The sequence below is a fragment of the Variovorax sp. S12S4 genome, assembly GCF_023195515.1.
Classification (GTDB): domain Bacteria; phylum Pseudomonadota; class Gammaproteobacteria; order Burkholderiales; family Burkholderiaceae_C; genus Variovorax.
The window spans coordinates 3,160,780-3,174,398 of record NZ_JALPKR020000002.1; the positions used below are offsets into that span (position 1 = coordinate 3,160,780).

The 13,619-nt window shown below is 66.0% G+C and carries 16 protein-coding genes; 3 read left to right on the forward strand and 13 right to left on the reverse strand.

Annotated elements, in window-relative coordinates; translation table 11 throughout:
* Positions 1 to 91 precede the first annotated feature (91 nt).
* Genes M0765_RS15575 through M0765_RS15615 form a run of 9 tightly spaced genes read right to left on the reverse strand, consistent with a single transcriptional unit; the run spans position 92 to position 7,617 of the window.
* Positions 92 to 1,237 (reverse strand): ABC transporter substrate-binding protein, encoded by a 1,146-nt coding sequence (locus M0765_RS15575; RefSeq protein WP_258504481.1) that lies wholly within the window; start codon positions 1,235 to 1,237, stop codon positions 92 to 94.
* A 36-nt stretch (positions 1,238 to 1,273) separates the two neighbouring features.
* A complete protein-coding gene (paaE, locus tag M0765_RS15580; protein ID WP_258504483.1) occupies positions 1,274 to 2,368 on the reverse strand; it encodes a 1,2-phenylacetyl-CoA epoxidase subunit PaaE in 1,095 nt (364 codons plus the stop codon).
* Between the two features lie 7 nt (positions 2,369 to 2,375).
* Complete coding sequence (gene paaD / locus M0765_RS15585) at positions 2,376 to 2,903, reverse strand: 1,2-phenylacetyl-CoA epoxidase subunit PaaD (RefSeq protein ID WP_446751559.1); 528 nt, start codon at positions 2,901 to 2,903, stop codon at positions 2,376 to 2,378.
* Positions 2,900 to 3,679, reverse strand: coding sequence for a 1,2-phenylacetyl-CoA epoxidase subunit PaaC (paaC, locus tag M0765_RS15590; RefSeq protein WP_258504487.1), 780 nt, complete (start codon positions 3,677 to 3,679; stop codon positions 2,900 to 2,902). Before paaC ends, paaD begins: the two co-directional genes overlap by 4 nt.
* 9 nt (positions 3,680 to 3,688) lie before the next feature.
* A complete protein-coding gene (gene paaB, locus M0765_RS15595; protein WP_126745601.1) occupies positions 3,689 to 3,985 on the reverse strand; it encodes a 1,2-phenylacetyl-CoA epoxidase subunit PaaB in 297 nt (98 codons plus the stop codon).
* Positions 3,982 to 4,995, reverse strand: coding sequence for a 1,2-phenylacetyl-CoA epoxidase subunit PaaA (gene paaA, locus M0765_RS15600; RefSeq protein ID WP_258504490.1), 1,014 nt, complete (start codon positions 4,993 to 4,995; stop codon positions 3,982 to 3,984). The genes paaB and paaA overlap by 4 nt, the downstream gene beginning before the upstream one ends.
* Before the next feature lie 39 nt (positions 4,996 to 5,034).
* Positions 5,035 to 6,351 carry a phenylacetate--CoA ligase PaaK gene (gene paaK / locus M0765_RS15605; protein WP_258504492.1) on the reverse strand — a complete coding sequence of 439 codons (1,317 nt, stop codon included), beginning with the start codon at positions 6,349 to 6,351 and terminating at the stop codon, positions 5,035 to 5,037.
* Positions 6,352 to 6,366: 15 nt separating this feature from the next.
* On the reverse strand, positions 6,367 to 6,810 hold the full coding sequence (paaI, locus tag M0765_RS15610) for a hydroxyphenylacetyl-CoA thioesterase PaaI (protein ID WP_258504494.1): 444 nt from the start codon (positions 6,808 to 6,810) through the stop codon (positions 6,367 to 6,369).
* Between the two features lie 3 nt (positions 6,811 to 6,813).
* Positions 6,814 to 7,617 carry an enoyl-CoA hydratase-related protein gene (locus tag M0765_RS15615; RefSeq protein ID WP_258504495.1) on the reverse strand — a complete coding sequence of 268 codons (804 nt, stop codon included), beginning with the start codon at positions 7,615 to 7,617 and terminating at the stop codon, positions 6,814 to 6,816.
* Between the two features lie 150 nt (positions 7,618 to 7,767).
* Here M0765_RS15615 and M0765_RS15620 point away from each other — a divergent pair, with 150 nt between their 5' ends.
* Together M0765_RS15620 and M0765_RS15625 are read left to right on the forward strand one after the other, a co-directional pair.
* Positions 7,768 to 8,370 (forward strand): phenylacetic acid degradation protein PaaY, encoded by a 603-nt coding sequence (locus M0765_RS15620; protein ID WP_258504497.1) that lies wholly within the window; start codon positions 7,768 to 7,770, stop codon positions 8,368 to 8,370.
* Between the two features lie 64 nt (positions 8,371 to 8,434).
* Positions 8,435 to 9,079 (forward strand): TetR/AcrR family transcriptional regulator, encoded by a 645-nt coding sequence (locus M0765_RS15625; protein ID WP_258504499.1) that lies wholly within the window; start codon positions 8,435 to 8,437, stop codon positions 9,077 to 9,079.
* Here the strand turns inward: M0765_RS15625 and M0765_RS15630 are convergent.
* On the reverse strand, positions 9,061 to 9,864 hold the full coding sequence (locus M0765_RS15630) for an SDR family NAD(P)-dependent oxidoreductase (RefSeq protein WP_258504500.1): 804 nt from the start codon (positions 9,862 to 9,864) through the stop codon (positions 9,061 to 9,063). The genes M0765_RS15625 and M0765_RS15630 overlap by 19 nt on opposite strands.
* A gap of 143 nt (positions 9,865 to 10,007) precedes the next feature.
* Between M0765_RS15630 and M0765_RS15635 the strand changes: the two genes are divergently transcribed.
* Positions 10,008 to 10,604 carry a TetR/AcrR family transcriptional regulator gene (locus M0765_RS15635; protein WP_258504501.1) on the forward strand — a complete coding sequence of 199 codons (597 nt, stop codon included), beginning with the start codon at positions 10,008 to 10,010 and terminating at the stop codon, positions 10,602 to 10,604.
* Here M0765_RS15635 and M0765_RS15640 read toward each other — a convergent pair.
* From M0765_RS15640 to M0765_RS15650, 3 genes are read right to left on the reverse strand one after another with little or no spacing between them, the layout of a single operon-like run.
* Positions 10,588 to 11,625: a VWA domain-containing protein gene (locus tag M0765_RS15640; protein ID WP_258504502.1), complete on the reverse strand. Its 1,038-nt coding sequence runs from the start codon at positions 11,623 to 11,625 to the stop codon at positions 10,588 to 10,590. The genes M0765_RS15635 and M0765_RS15640 overlap by 17 nt on opposite strands.
* Positions 11,622 to 12,611 (reverse strand): DUF58 domain-containing protein, encoded by a 990-nt coding sequence (locus M0765_RS15645; RefSeq protein ID WP_258504503.1) that lies wholly within the window; start codon positions 12,609 to 12,611, stop codon positions 11,622 to 11,624. The genes M0765_RS15640 and M0765_RS15645 overlap by 4 nt, the downstream gene beginning before the upstream one ends.
* Complete coding sequence (locus tag M0765_RS15650) at positions 12,592 to 13,605, reverse strand: AAA family ATPase (RefSeq protein ID WP_157612665.1); 1,014 nt, start codon at positions 13,603 to 13,605, stop codon at positions 12,592 to 12,594. Before M0765_RS15650 ends, M0765_RS15645 begins: the two co-directional genes overlap by 20 nt.
* Positions 13,606 to 13,619: the final 14 nt, after the last annotated feature.

Here is a 13,619-nt window from a genome sequence, read left to right on the forward strand (position 1 = left end):
GGCAAGCGCTTGCCTTCACAGCTGCGCGGATGTCGATGCCGTCGTGCCCCCACCCCGACCCTCCCCAGAGGGGGAGCAAGGCGAGACGCGATCAGGGCTGGTATTTCCAGGCGCCGTTTTCGATCTTGACCATGACCCGGGCGCGCTGGTCCAGGCCCAGGTGGTCGTTTGCTGTCATGTTGAACACGCCGTGCGCGCCGGCCACGTCCTTCACCTGCTCGAGCGCATCACGCAGCGCAGCGCGGAATTCGGGCGTGCCAGGCTGCGCCTTCTTCAATGCAACAGGCACTGCGGACGTCATCAACAGGCCTGCGTCCCACGCGTGCGCGCCGAAGGTCGACACGGTGTTCTTGCCGTTAGCGCCCTCATAGGCGGTCACATAGGCCATGGCCGATTTCTTCACCGGGTGGCTGGCCGGCAGCTGCTCGGCCACCAGCACCGGGCCGGCAGGCAGGAAGGTGCCTTCCACATCCTTGCCGCCGACGCGCAGGAAGTCGGCATTCGCCACGCCGTGCGTCTGGTACATCTTGCCGGTGTAGCCGCGCTCCTTGAGCGTTTTCTGCGGCAGCGCGGCCGGCGTGCCGGAGCCCGCCACCAGCACCGCGTCAGCCTTGGCGCCCATGATCTTCAGGGCCTGTCCGGTCACGGAGGTGTCGGTGCGCGCATAGCGCTCGTTGGCCACGATCTTGAGTTTCTTCAGTTCGGCTGCCTTCGCGAACTCTTGCGACCAGCCTTCGCCGTACGCGTCGGAGAAGCCGATGAAGGCCACCGTCTTCACGCCGCTGGTGGCCATGTGCTCGGCAATGGCCAGCGACATCATGATGTCGTTCTGCGGCGTCTTGAACACCCACTGCTTCTTGGCATCCATCGGCTCGACGATGCGGGCCGAGGCGGCAATGGAAATCATCGGCGTCTTGGCTTCGCTCACCACGTCGATCATTGCGAGCGAGTTGGGCGTGGTGGTGGAGCCCAGCACGATGTCGACCTTGTTCTCTGCGATGAGCTTGCGCGTGTTGGCCACGGCGGCCGTGGTGTCGGAGGCGTCGTCCAGCACGATGTAGTTGATCTTCTGGCCGCCGATGGTCTTGGGCATCAGTGCGATGGTGTTCTTCTCGGGAATGCCGAGCGAGGCGGCCGGGCCGGTGGCCGAGAGCGTCACGCCGACGTTCACATCGGCCCATGCCGCGGCGGCTGTGGCGCACAGCGCGGCAATCACCAGGGGCTTGAAGAATTTCATTTTGGTTTGTCTCCGGGTTGAAAAATCGTTGTTGTGTCAGCGCTCGTCGAACGACAGGGTGACGCGTTCGGTGAGGGGGTGCGCCTGGCAGGTCAGCACGAATCCTGCGGCCACTTCATTCTTGTCGAGCGCAAAATTTCTTTCCATGCGGACTTCCCCCTCCACCAGCTTGGCGCGGCAGGTGCCGCACACGCCGGAGGTGCATGAGAAGGGCACTTCGAGGCCCGCCGCCGAGGCCGCATCGAGAATGCTCGGCTGGCCTTCGGTAAAGGCGATCTCGCGCTGCAGGCCGTCGCGCACGATGGTGATGCGCGCCTGCTTGGCATCGCCGGGCAAGGCCTCGTGCACCACTGCGCCCACCTGGCCTGCCGACGTGGCAGAGGGCAGCGCAACGCCAAAGCGCTCGATGTGGATGCGCCCCTCGGGCACGCCCGCGGCAAGCATCGCAGCCTCGGCCTCGTCGTTCATCTGGAACGGCCCGCAAACGTAGGCATGGTCGATGCCCGCGGCGGGAACCACGGTCTGCAGAAACTCGCCGATCTTTTCGCGGTTCATCACGCCGTGGCCCAGCGGCGAATCGGTGTGCTCGTCGGAGAACACGTGGTGCAGCACCAGCCGCGTCATGTAGCGGTTCTTCAGGTCCTCGATTTCTTCCTTGAACATCGTGGATTGCAGCTGCCGGTTGCCGTAGATCAGCGTGAAGCGGCTGAGCGGCTCGCGCGCCAGCACGGTCTTCATGATCGAGAGAATCGGCGTGATGCCGCTGCCGCCCGCAATGCCGACATGGTGGCGCGCGGCGCCGGGTTCGATGGGCACGAAGAAGCGGCCTTGCGGGGCCATCACCTGCACCGTGTCGCCGGGCTGCAGGTGCGCGTTGATCCAGTTGGAGAAAACGCCGCCGCGCACCTTGCGCACGCCGACGCGCAGCTCGCCGTCGTCGAGGCCGGCGCAGATCGAATACGAACGGCGCAGGTCCTGCCCGTCGATGTCGCGGCGCAGCGTGAGGTACTGGCCCTGGGTAAAGCCGAAGGTTTCCCGCAGGTCGGCCGGTACTTCGAACGAGACGATGACGGCCTCGGCGGTGTCAGGCTCGATCGCCTTCACGCGCAGCGGGTGGAAGAGGGTGCTCATCGCTTTGTCAGATCGGCTTGAAATGTTCGAAGGGTTCGCGGCAGGCCAGGCAGCGGTAGAGCGCCTTGCATGCGGTGGAGCCGAAGGCGGAAAGGCGTTCGGTGCGTTCGCTCGCGCAGCGGGGACAGGCGATGCGTTCGCCGCCGGCCATGCGGCCGAAAAGGCGGATGGGCATTGCCGTGTTGGCCGCGGCTTCCGGCGTGAGATGCGCGGGCGGTGCGATGCCGTAGGCCTTGAGCTTGGCGCGGCCTTCGCCGCTGATCCAGTCGCTGCTCCAGGCGGGTGCACGGCGCAGCGTGGCGCGTGCGCGGCCGAGGCCTGCCTGTTCGATGGCGGCGAGCACGTCGTGCTCGATGGCTTCTGTGGCGGGGCAGCCGGAGTAGGTGGGCGTGAGCACGATCTCCAGACCGTCGTCATGCTCGATCACCTCGCGCACGATGCCGAGGTCGCAGACGGACACGGTCGGCACTTCGGGGTCGAGCACCGTATGGAGCACGGCCCACGCCGCATCGACGCGCGATGCGACGGCGTTCACCACACGCCTCCCGGGTAAGAGCGCTGCAGGTGCTGCATCTCGGCGAGGATGTAGCCCATGTGCTCGCTGTGCACGCCCTGTTTGCCGGTGCTTCGAAAGGCAGCTTCCTGCGGCATTGCGAGACCGGCGGCGTCGAGCACCTGCTGCATCTCGGCGAGCCACGGCTCGCGCAATTCGCTCCACGCCGGGCCTAGGCCGGTAGCACTGGCTGCTTCATCCACCGCGTCGCTCTCGAACAGCTCGGGCATGTAGAGCCAGAGTTGCTTCAGCGCCTTTTCCGTACGGCGGCGCGATTCATCGGTGCCATCGCCGAGACGAACGACCCAGTCGCCCGAATGCTGCTGGTGATAGCGCGCCTCCTTCACGGCCTTGCCGGCGATGGCGGCCACCTCGGCATCGCTCGAAGCGGCAAGGCGTTGCCACAGCAGCTTGAGCAGCGTGGCCACCATGGTGTTGCGCACCACGGCAAAGGCGAAGTCGCCGCGCGGAAGCTCGACCAGCGTGAGGTTGAAGTAGTCGCGTTCGTCGCGCAGGTAGGCAAGCTGGTCTTCGTCGTGTTCTCGGCCTTGGCCTTCGAGCTTGCCGGCATGGGTAAGCAGTGCGCGCGCCTGGCCGACCAAGTCGAGCGCAATGTTGGCCATGGCAATGTCTTCTTCCAGCACCGGCGCATGGCCGCACCATTCGCCCAGGCGCTGCGCGAGCACCAGGCAGGTGTCGCCGATGCGCAGCAGGTATTGCACCGTGGGGGTGCGGTTCAGTTCGATAGAGGCTTGCATGCGATCCGCCTACATGTGGTCCACGGACTTGGGCAACGCATAGAAGGTCGGGTGCCGATACACCTTGTCCTCCGCCGGATCGAAGAACATGTCCTTGTCCCCTGGGTCGCTCGCCACGATCTGGTCCGAGCGCACCACCCAGATGCTGCTTCCTTCCTGCCGGCGCGTGTACACGTCGCGTGCCAGCTGGATCGCCATCTTCGGATCGGCTGCGTGCAGGCTGCCGCAATGCTTGTGGTCGAGTCCGGCCTTGCTGCGCACGAACACCTCCCACAGGGGCCACTCTTGTTTCTGTTCGGCGCTCATGCGGCCTCCTTCATGGGTTGCTTGTTGGCATGCGCCATGGCGGCTTCGCGCACCCAGGCGCCGTCTTCCCAGGCATCGACGCGGGCCTGCAGGCGCTCGCGGTTGCAGGGGCCATCGCCGCCCACCACGCGCCAGAACTCGCTCCAGTCGATCGTGCCGAAGTCGTGCGCCTGGCGCTCTTCGTTCCACTTCAGATCGGGGTCGGGCAGGGTCACGCCAAGGATGCGCGCCTGCTCCACGGTGGCGTCGATGAACTTCTGGCGGAGTTCGTCGTTGCTGAAACGCTTGATGCCCCAGCGCATCGATTGCGCGGAGTTGGGCGACTGGTCGTCCGGCGGGCCGAACATCATGATCGAAGGCCACCACCAGCGGTTGACCGCGTCCTGCACCATCGCTTTTTGCGCCTCGGTGCCGCGCGTCATCATGGTGAGCAACGCTTCGTAGCCCTGCCGCTGGTGAAAGCTCTCCTCGCGGCAGATGCGCACCATGGCGCGTGCATACGGCGCATACGAACAGCGGCAGATAGGCACCTGGTTCATGATGGCCGCGCCGTCGACCAGCCAGCCGATGGTGCCCATGTCGGCCCAGGTGAGCGTGGGGTAGTTGAAGATCGAGCTGTACTTGGCCTTGCCGCTGTGCAGCGCATCGAACATCTGGTCGCGCGAGGTGCCCAGCGTTTCGGCGGCGGCGTACAGGTAGAGGCCGTGGCCGCCTTCGTCCTGCACCTTGGCCAGCAGGATGGCCTTGCGCTTGAGAGTAGGTGCGCGGCCGATCCAGTTGCCTTCGGGCAGCATGCCCACGATTTCGGAGTGCGCGTGCTGGCTGATCTGCCGTACCAGCGTCTTGCGGTAGTGCTCGGGCATCCAGTCTTTTGCCTCGATGAAGTCGCCGGCATCGATGCGCTCATCGAAGCGTTCTTCGAGCCGCATTTCGTCGGCAGAGCGCACGGCCTTTTTCTTGCCGTCGTCGCCTGAGTCCTTGCCCATGGTGTCCATTGCCTGGGTGTACATGTGCGTGTCCTTTGCAAAGAGAATGGAAACGGCGCGCGTTCAGCGCGGCCGTGTGTCGATCACGCGGCGGGCCTTGCCGGTCTGCGTGCGTTCGATGGAATCGGGGTCGAACACGCGCACCGTGGTCGAAATGCCGACCAGCGTCTTCACGCGGTCCTGCACCCAGCCGGCGATGGCCTTGCGTTCGGCTTCGTCGACGGCTGCGTTGCGGTGGTCGAGTTCGCAATGCACCTCGACCTCGTCGAGCAGGCCTTCGCGGCGCACGTGCACCTGGTAGAGGCCCGAGAGGCGCTCGTGCGCCAGCACGACTTCTTCCACCTGCGTGGGAAACACGTTCACGCCGCGGATGATCATCATGTCGTCGCTGCGCCCGACGATCTTGCCCATGCGGCGGAACGACCGCGAGGTGGGCGGCAGCAGGCGCGTGAGGTCGCGCGTGCGGTAGCGCACGATGGGCATGGCCTCCTTGCTGAGCGAGGTGAAGACCAGTTCGCCTTCCTCGCCGTCGGCCTTGAGCTCGCCGGTGTCGGGGTCGATGATCTCGGGGTAGAAGTGGTCTTCCCAGATCACGGGGCCGTCCTTGCTTTCGACGCATTCGCTGGCCACGCCGGGGCCCATCACTTCGGAAAGGCCGTAGATGTCGACCGCGTCCAGGCCGGCCTTGCCTTCGATGTCGCGGCGCATGGCTTCGGTCCAGGGCTCGGCGCCGAAGATGCCGATCTTGAGGGAGCTGTTCTTTGCATCCAGGCCCTGGCGCTCGAACTGCTCGATGATCACCTGCATGTAGCTGGGCGTGACCATGATGATGTCGGGCTTGAAGTCCTGGATCAGCTGCACCTGCTTTTCGGTTTGCCCACCGGACATTGGAATGACGGTGCAGCCCGCGCGCTCGGCGCCGTAGTGGGCGCCGAGCCCGCCGGTGAAGAGGCCGTAGCCGTAGGACACATGCACCATGTCGCCCGGCCGCCCGCCGGCGGCGCGGATCGAGCGCGCAACGAGGTCGGCCCAGGTGTCGATGTCCTTCAGCGTGTAGCCCACCACGGTCGGCTTGCCGGTGGTGCCCGACGACGCATGGATGCGCGCCACTTGCGTGCGCGGCACGGCGAACATGCCGAAGGGATAGTTGTCGCGCAGGTCGCTCTTTACGGTGAACGGAAATTTCGAGAGGTCGGCGAGGGACTTCAAATCATCCGGATGCACGCCCTTGGCATCGAAGGCCTTGCGGTAGTGCGGCACGTTGTCGTACGCGCGCTGCAGCGTGGCGCGCAGGCGGCTGAGCTGCAGGGCGGCAATTTCGTCGCGGCTCGCGGTTTCGATGGGCTCGAGCTCGCCGGGGGCGGGGTGTCTGGCGGTCATGGTGCGTGTGTCTCCTCAGGCCGCAACGGCGGGGCGGCCCTTGGCGGTGTATGAGCGGCCGCGAAAAATGGCAACGCGCTCGCCGCGCTGGTTGGTGATTTCGGTGTCGTACACGCCGGTGCGCCCGGCCTTCGAAACTTCGAAGCAGCGCGCGGTGAGCACATCGCCTTCGTGTGCCGGTGCAATGAAGTCGATGGAAAAGCCCGAGGCCACCGTAAGTTCGTTGTACGAATTGCAGGCGAAGGCAAAGGTGGAATCGGCCAAGGTGGCCATGAAGCCGCCGTGGCAGATGGCGTGGCCGTTGAGCATGTCTTGGCGCACCTGCATCTGCAGGGTGGCCTGGCCGGGGGCGACTTCGACGATGCGCATGCCGAGGCCCTTGCTGGCGTTGTCGTTCGCGAACATGCCGTCGCGCACGTACTCGGCGGTTTGCTGCGGGGTGCGGGTGCTGTCGGTCATGGCTCAGCGGTCCTTGAACACCGGCGCGCGCTTGGCGCGGAAGGCTTCGACGCCCTCGCGGTAGTCGTTGGCGTTGCCCATCTCGCGTTGGATGCGGGCTTCTTCGGCGAGCGCAGCCTCGAGGTCCATGTCCTGCGCTGCCGTCATGGCCTGGCGCGTGGCGACCAAGGCGCGGGTCGGCATGCCGGCCAGTTTCGATGCGAGTGCTGCAACTGTGTCGGCCAGTGCCGCATCGTCTACGCATTGCCAGATCAGGCCGATACGCGCGACTTCTTCGGCGGGGAGCTTGTCGCCCAGCATCGCGATGCCGAGTGCGCGCGCCGAGCCCACGAGGCGGGGCAGCAGCCAGGTGCCGCCCGTGTCGGGCACGAGGCCGATCTTGGTGAAGGCCTGGATGAAGCTGGCCGAGCGCGCGGCCACCACCAGGTCGCAGCACAGCGCGAGGTTGGCGCCCGCGCCGGCGGCCACGCCGTTGACGGCGGCCACCACCGGCACCGGCATCGAACGCAGGCGCGCGACGAGTGGCGCGTAGTAAGTGGAGATGACGTGGCCCAAATCCTTGGGAGCGGCGCCCGGCGTCGGGTCGGGCGCGACGGAGGGGTCGGCCAGGTCCTGCCCGGCGCAGAAGGCGCGGCCAGCGCCCGTGAGCACCACGCAGCGCACGCTGTCGTCCGTGGCGGCGAGCTCAAGCGCTGCCATCAACTCGGCATGCATTTCCGTCGTGAAGCTGTTGAGCGCGGCGGGGCGGTTGAGGCTCAACGTGCGGACGGCGCCGGCATTACCGGTGAGAACTAAAGGTTCTGTCATGGGCTTGTCTCTCATCCTTGTTCTGGCGGAATCGGCATGCAAACACTATTGACCGACCGGACGGTAGATTTTAGGATCGACCTTGAATCCGGCACAAGCGGGGTTGATTCAGGGCAAACCCTGAGCCCCTGAAAAAAGGAGACAGACCGAATGCCCAGCTATTCCATCGACGGCGTCATACCCGTCGTCGACCCCACCGCCTATGTGCATCCCAGTGCCGTATTGATCGGCGACGTGATCGTCGGCGCCAACTGCTATGTGGGCCCGTGCGCGAGCCTGCGCGGCGACTTCGGGCGCATCGTGCTGCAGCAGGGCTCGAACGTGCAGGACCATTGCTGCATCCATGGCTTTCCGGACCAGGACACGGTGGTCGAGGTCAACGGCCACATCGGCCACGGGGCGATCCTCCACAGCTGCATCGTGCGGCGCGATGCGCTGGTGGGCATGAACGCGGTCGTGATGGACGAGGCCGAGATCGGCGAGCAGGCGATCGTGGCGGCCTGCGCCTTTGTGCCGGCGGGCATGAAGGTGCCCGCGCGGTCGCTGGTGGCCGGCATTCCCGCCAAGGTGAAGAAGATGCTGAGCGAGGAGGAAATTGCCTGGAAGCTCGAGGGCACGCAGACTTACCAGGCGTTGACGGTTCGCAGCCTTGCCAGCCTGCACGAGGTGGCGCCGCTGCGGCAGATGGAGCCCGATCGCCCGCGCCTGCCTGCCACTGACGTGCGTTCGCTGATTGCGACTCGGCGCGGGTAGCCGGCGCGCTCCATGCAAGATTGCGGGTTGCCCGCAACTCCAATCAAGGAAGAAAGAAGACCCGATGCCGCGTGGAAGATCCGCCACCTATGACGACCAGCGCGAGTTCATCCTCGCGCAGGCCGCCCAACTGTTCGCGCGCCGCGGCTATCCCGCCACCTCGATGAACCAGGTGGCCGAAGCCTGCAACCTCTCCAAGGCCACGCTCTATCACTACTACAAGGACAAGAGCAGCCTCTTGATCAGCATCGCCGAGACGCACGTGTCGAAGCTGGCCGCGCTGGTGGCCGAGGAAGAAGCGTCGACGCACACCGATGAAGAGCGGCTGCGCCGCTTCATCTACCGCATCGTCGAGGAATATGCCGGCGCGCAGGACGCGCACCGCGTGCTGACCGACGACGTGCGCTTTCTCGAAGAGGAAGACCGCGAGCGCGTGCTCGACAAGGAGCGCGAGGTGGTCGCGGGCTTTGCGCGCGCCGTGTCGGCGCTCAGGCCCGGCGCGCCGAGCGACGACCTCGCCAAGCCGCTGACCATGCTGCTGTTCGGCATGATCAACTGGATGTTCACCTGGATGAAGCCCGATGGAAAGCTCGACCACGCGGCGATTGCGCCGATCGTGGCCGACTTGTTCCTGGGCGGCATCGGCGCGGTGAAGTCGCCGGACCAATCCGCGATGGCCGCGCGGGCCGATCAGGCCGTCGCCAGGTAGCGCGCGGCCGGCTTGCTGGTCTGCGAAGCGCCGAACAGCTTGGCGCTTGCATCGGTAAAGCCGGTGAGCAGGGCGGCGTCGTTCACCGACGGCAACGTGATCGCTTCGCCCAGGTCGAGGCCGGCCAGCGCGGCGTCCACGCACTCTTCGGCCTGCATGACGGTGCCCTCGGCCAGCGCCGACACCGGCACGCCCGAAAGCTCCCAGATGTCGGTGGCCGTGGCGGCCGGCAGCACCAGTTGCACCTTCACGCCGGTGCCTGCCACCTCTTCCTGCAGACCGCGCGTGAACGCCACCACGAAGGCCTTGGTGCCGCTGTAGATGCTGCTGATCGGCAGCGTGTAGAAGCCGAGCACCGAGCCGATGTTCACCAGCGTACCGCGGTTGCGCGCCTTGAAGGCGGTCAACGCGACATGGCTCAGGTGAGCGAGGGCGTTGATGTTCACGTCGAGCATGCTCTGCAGCTGCGCGCTCGTGGTCAGCGCGACGGGGGCAAGCGTCGAGAGGCCGGCATTGTTGATCAGCAGCGTGATCGATGGGTCGGCGGCAACGGCCTTGGACACGCGCTCGAGGTCGCCGGCGGCGGCAAGGTCGGCCGCGAGCGTTTGCACCTTGACGCCATATTTGGCGCGCAGGCCCGCTGCGACTTCTTCCAGCAGGTCGGCGCGGCGCGCCACCAGCAGCAGGTCGTGGCCGCGGCGGGCCAGGCGGTCTGCGTAGATCTTGCCGAGGCCGGCCGAGGCGCCGGTAACGACGGCGGTGCCGAGGGTTGCTTGTTCGCTCATTTCGAATCCGTTCAAAAGGTTGGTTGGAAGATCTGGCTCACTGCAAGCATGATGACCATCATGTTTGAGGTGTCGAAGCATGATGGGTATCATGCTTAGCGTCAAGCCATGCCTTGAAGTACCCCGGAACAGAAAGAGGTCACATGCGATACCCCGCAGCGGAAACCGCCGAAAAGCACCAGAAGATCCTTGCCGAGGCCTCGCGCCTCTTCAAGGAGCGCGGCTTCGACGGCGTGAGCGTGAGCGAGATCATGAAAGCCACCGGGCTCACGCACGGCCCGTTCTACAACCACTTCGCCTCGAAGGAAGCGCTGATGGCGGAGTGCATCGTCCATGCGGGGGATGCCGCGCTTGTCCATCTGGATGAGGCCGCACAAACGCCCGAAGGCATGCGCGGCTATGTGCGGAGCTACCTGAGCCGCGAGCACCGCGACAGCCGCGCCGGCGGCTGCCTCGTGGCGGCATTTGCCGCGCACGCCGGCCAACCGGGGAGCGAGCAAGCCATCGGTGCGCCGCTGACGGCCTACTTCAAGGTGCTGATCGAGCGGTTCGCGAGCAAGTTTCCGTGGCGGTCGAAGAAGAACGCCCGCGGCGACGCGATCCGCATCCTGGCGTCGATGTACGGCGGCGTGGTGCTGGCTCGCGCCATGGACGACGAGGCCTTGTCCGAAGAAATTTTGCGCGAGGTGCTCGCCGGCCTGCCGGCCGCCGCCAAGGCCGAAGCTAAAGAATCCGGTTGAACCAGAGCAGCGAGAGCCCTGCCGACAACAGCGTGAGGATGGCCGCACCCAGCGCGAAGAGCGCCGAGATCTCGGTTTCCTTCTTCTCGACAGTGAGTTTGGAGCTCAGCGTTTCATACACCTTCTTCAGGTCGGCGGCGGTGCCCGCATAGAAGTACTCGGCATTGGTCTTGTTGGCCACGGCCTTGAGCGTTTCTTCGTCGAGCCGAACGCGCATCGACCAGCCTTCGAAGCCGATGGTTTCACCGTCGACCGTGCCCACGCCCACCGTGTAGATGCGCACGCCGCGGTCGGCCGCCGCCTTGGCGGCGTCGAGCGGATCGACGCCGGTGGTGCGCTGGCCGTCGGTGAGCATGATCACCGCGGCCGAGGTGTAGGAGCCCGGTGCGACCGGCGTGAACTCCTTCGCCTGCTTTTCGGTCTGGTCGATGGGCGTGCCGCGCTGGCGGCTGGGTGCGCTGAACTGCGAAACGTCGATGCCCGCATCAGGAAACAGCGTGGCGAGCGACACCACGATGGCATTGCCGGTGGCCGTGGCGCGCTGCAGCTGAAAGCTGTCGATGGCGGTGATCAGGTCGTCGTGGTTGGTGGTGGGCAACTGCGCTACCTGCGCACTGCCTGCAAAGGCCACGATGCCCACCTTCACATGGCGCGGCAGGTCCTTGATGAAGCTCTTGGCGGCTTCCTGCGCGGCCACCAGCCGGTTGGGCAGCACGTCGGCCGCGCGCATGCTGCCGGACACGTCCATCGCAAGGATGATGGTCTGCTGGTTCGAAGGCAGCAGCACCACGGCCATCGGCCTTGCAGCGGCCACCAGCATCGCGGCCATGGCCAGCAGAAAGAGGAGCGGCGGAATATGCCGCCTGACGCTCTGGCCGGCGCCCATGGCCTCGCGCACGATCGAGAGGCTGGCATAGCGCACCGCCAGCTTCTTCTTGCGGCGGATCAGCCAGATGTAGAGCAACACCAGCAGCGGCAAGGCCGCCAGCAACCAGAGGAATTGAGGCCAGAGAAATGTCATGCTGCCACCGCCTTCATGCTGCCCGAGCCGATGCGCGTGCGGCGCTTGCGCATGTCGGCAAAACGAACGATGGCTTCCACCAGGTCGTCGCTGGTCGAAAGCTCGAGTGCATCGACGCCGGCCTTTGCGAGCGAGGCGCGCAGCGTGGCTTCGCGCTCGGCCGCCAGGCGGGCGAAGCGCTTGCGAAAACCGGCATCGTGGGTGTCGACCCATAGCTGCTCGCCGGTTTCGGCATCGCGCAGCGGCACCAGGCCCAGGTCGGGCAGCTCGAGCTCGAGCGGGTCGAACAGGCGCACGGCAATCACTTCATGCCGCTGCACGAGTTGGCCGAGCGGGCGCTCCCAGCCGGGCTCGCTCAAGAAGTCGGACACCACGAACACGGTGGAGCGGCGCGGCATCAGCGTAGCGGCCGACTTCAGCAGGTCGGCGAGGCGCGTCATGCCTTTTTGCGTGGGCGCCTTCTCGATCTTGTCGGCGCGGCGTTCCATGGCGTGCAGCAGGTGCAGCACGTGCCGGCGGCCGCTGCGCGGCGGAATCACCGCTTCGAGGTCGCTCCCGTAGACCAGCGCGCCCACGCGGTTGCCGTGGCGCGTGAGCAGGCGCGCGAGCACGCCGACAAAGCCGGCCGAGATCTCGCGCTTGGCCTTGAGGCCGGAACCGAAGTCGACCGAGCGGCTCAGGTCGAGCACGAACCACGCGGACATCTCGCGGTCTTCGGTGAACACGCGCACGTGCGGTACCTGCAGCCTCGCGGTGACGTTCCAGTCGATGTGGCGCACGTCGTCATGGTGCTGGTATTCGCGCAGGTCGGCCAGGTCGAGCCCGGTGCCGCGCATCAGCGTGCGGTAGTCGCCCTGCAGCAAGCCGTCGAGGCGACGGATGACGGTCCATTCGAGCCGGCGCAGCGCGCGTTCCGCTCCACCGGCCTGTGCATTGAGCCGTTCGTCGTTTGCGGCCGCGGGGGCCTTACGCCACCAGCTTTTCATGTTCAAGAGGTTTGGGAGGAGCGGGAACGGCCTTCATGATCTTCTCGATCAGTCCGTCGGGTGTGAGGCCTTCGGACAGGCCTTCGTAGGAAAGCGTCACGCGGTGGCGCAGCACGTCGGGCACCAGCGCGGTCATGTCTTCAGGCAGGGCGTAGCTGCGGCCGCGCAGGAGCGCAAGCGCGCGTGCGCCTTCGGTGAGGCTGATGCTCGCTCGCGGGCTGGCGCCGAAGGTGATGAAGCGGTGCATGTCCTTCAGGCCGTGCTTGTCGGGCGTGCGCGTGGCCGATACGAGCTTTACCGCGTACTGGATGAGCGAAGGGTCGACATACACGCGCCGTGCCTCGGCCTGCAGGGCCGCGAGCTGCTCGGTGGTGGCCACCGGATTGACCTCGACCATGGTGCCGATCACGCGCTGCACGATGACGAACTCTTCCTCGTCGCTCGGGTAGTCGACCAGCACCTTCATCATGAAGCGGTCGACCTGTGCCTCGGGCAACGGATAAGTGCCCTCCGTCTCGATCGGGTTCTGCGTGGCCATGACGAGGAACGGGCGCGGCACCCTGTGCGTTTCACCCGCAATGGTGACCTGCCGCTCCTGCATGACTTCGAGCAGCGCGCTCTGCACCTTGGCCGGCGCGCGGTTGATTTCGTCGGCCAGCAGCAGGTTGGCGAACACCGGGCCGAGCGAGGTGCTGAACTCGCCCGTCTTCTGGTTGTAGATGCGCGTGCCGACCAGGTCGGCCGGCACCAGGTCGGGCGTGAACTGGATGCGCTTGAACTGGCCGCGCACGGTGTCGGCCAGCGTCTTGATGGTGAGGGTTTTCGCAAGACCGGGCACGCCTTCGACCAGCAGGTGGCCACCCGCGAGCATCGCGACCATCACGCGCTCCAGGAAGCGGTCCTGGCCCACCACCACGCGCTTGACCTCGTAGAGGATCTGCTCCATCAGCTCGGCCGTGGCGGAAGACGTGGAAAAGGGGGTCTCGGTGCTCATGCGATGGCCTCTCT

What these genes read in the sequence shown, in the direction of transcription:
- paaI (WP_258504494.1), bottom strand. Translation starts at nt 6,810, where the DNA reads ATGACCGACAGCACCCGCACCCCGCAGCAAACCGCCGAGTACGTGCGC.
- paaC (WP_258504487.1), bottom strand. Translation starts at nt 3,679, where the DNA reads ATGCAAGCCTCTATCGAACTGAACCGCACCCCCACGGTGCAATACCTG.
- M0765_RS15650 (WP_157612665.1), bottom strand. Translation starts at nt 13,605, where the DNA reads ATGAGCACCGAGACCCCCTTTTCCACGTCTTCCGCCACGGCCGAGCTG.
- M0765_RS15625 (WP_258504499.1), top strand. Translation starts at nt 8,435, where the DNA reads ATGCCGCGTGGAAGATCCGCCACCTATGACGACCAGCGCGAGTTCATC.
- M0765_RS15630 (WP_258504500.1), bottom strand. Translation starts at nt 9,864, where the DNA reads ATGAGCGAACAAGCAACCCTCGGCACCGCCGTCGTTACCGGCGCCTCG.
- M0765_RS15575 (WP_258504481.1), bottom strand. Translation starts at nt 1,237, where the DNA reads ATGAAATTCTTCAAGCCCCTGGTGATTGCCGCGCTGTGCGCCACAGCC.
- paaK (WP_258504492.1), bottom strand. Translation starts at nt 6,351, where the DNA reads ATGACCGCCAGACACCCCGCCCCCGGCGAGCTCGAGCCCATCGAAACC.
- M0765_RS15640 (WP_258504502.1), bottom strand. Translation starts at nt 11,625, where the DNA reads ATGACATTTCTCTGGCCTCAATTCCTCTGGTTGCTGGCGGCCTTGCCG.
- M0765_RS15645 (WP_258504503.1), bottom strand. Translation starts at nt 12,611, where the DNA reads ATGAAAAGCTGGTGGCGTAAGGCCCCCGCGGCCGCAAACGACGAACGG.
- M0765_RS15620 (WP_258504497.1), top strand. Translation starts at nt 7,768, where the DNA reads ATGCCCAGCTATTCCATCGACGGCGTCATACCCGTCGTCGACCCCACC.
- M0765_RS15615 (WP_258504495.1), bottom strand. Translation starts at nt 7,617, where the DNA reads ATGACAGAACCTTTAGTTCTCACCGGTAATGCCGGCGCCGTCCGCACG.
- paaE (WP_258504483.1), bottom strand. Translation starts at nt 2,368, where the DNA reads ATGAGCACCCTCTTCCACCCGCTGCGCGTGAAGGCGATCGAGCCTGAC.
- paaA (WP_258504490.1), bottom strand. Translation starts at nt 4,995, where the DNA reads ATGTACACCCAGGCAATGGACACCATGGGCAAGGACTCAGGCGACGAC.
- M0765_RS15635 (WP_258504501.1), top strand. Translation starts at nt 10,008, where the DNA reads ATGCGATACCCCGCAGCGGAAACCGCCGAAAAGCACCAGAAGATCCTT.
- paaB (WP_126745601.1), bottom strand. Translation starts at nt 3,985, where the DNA reads ATGAGCGCCGAACAGAAACAAGAGTGGCCCCTGTGGGAGGTGTTCGTG.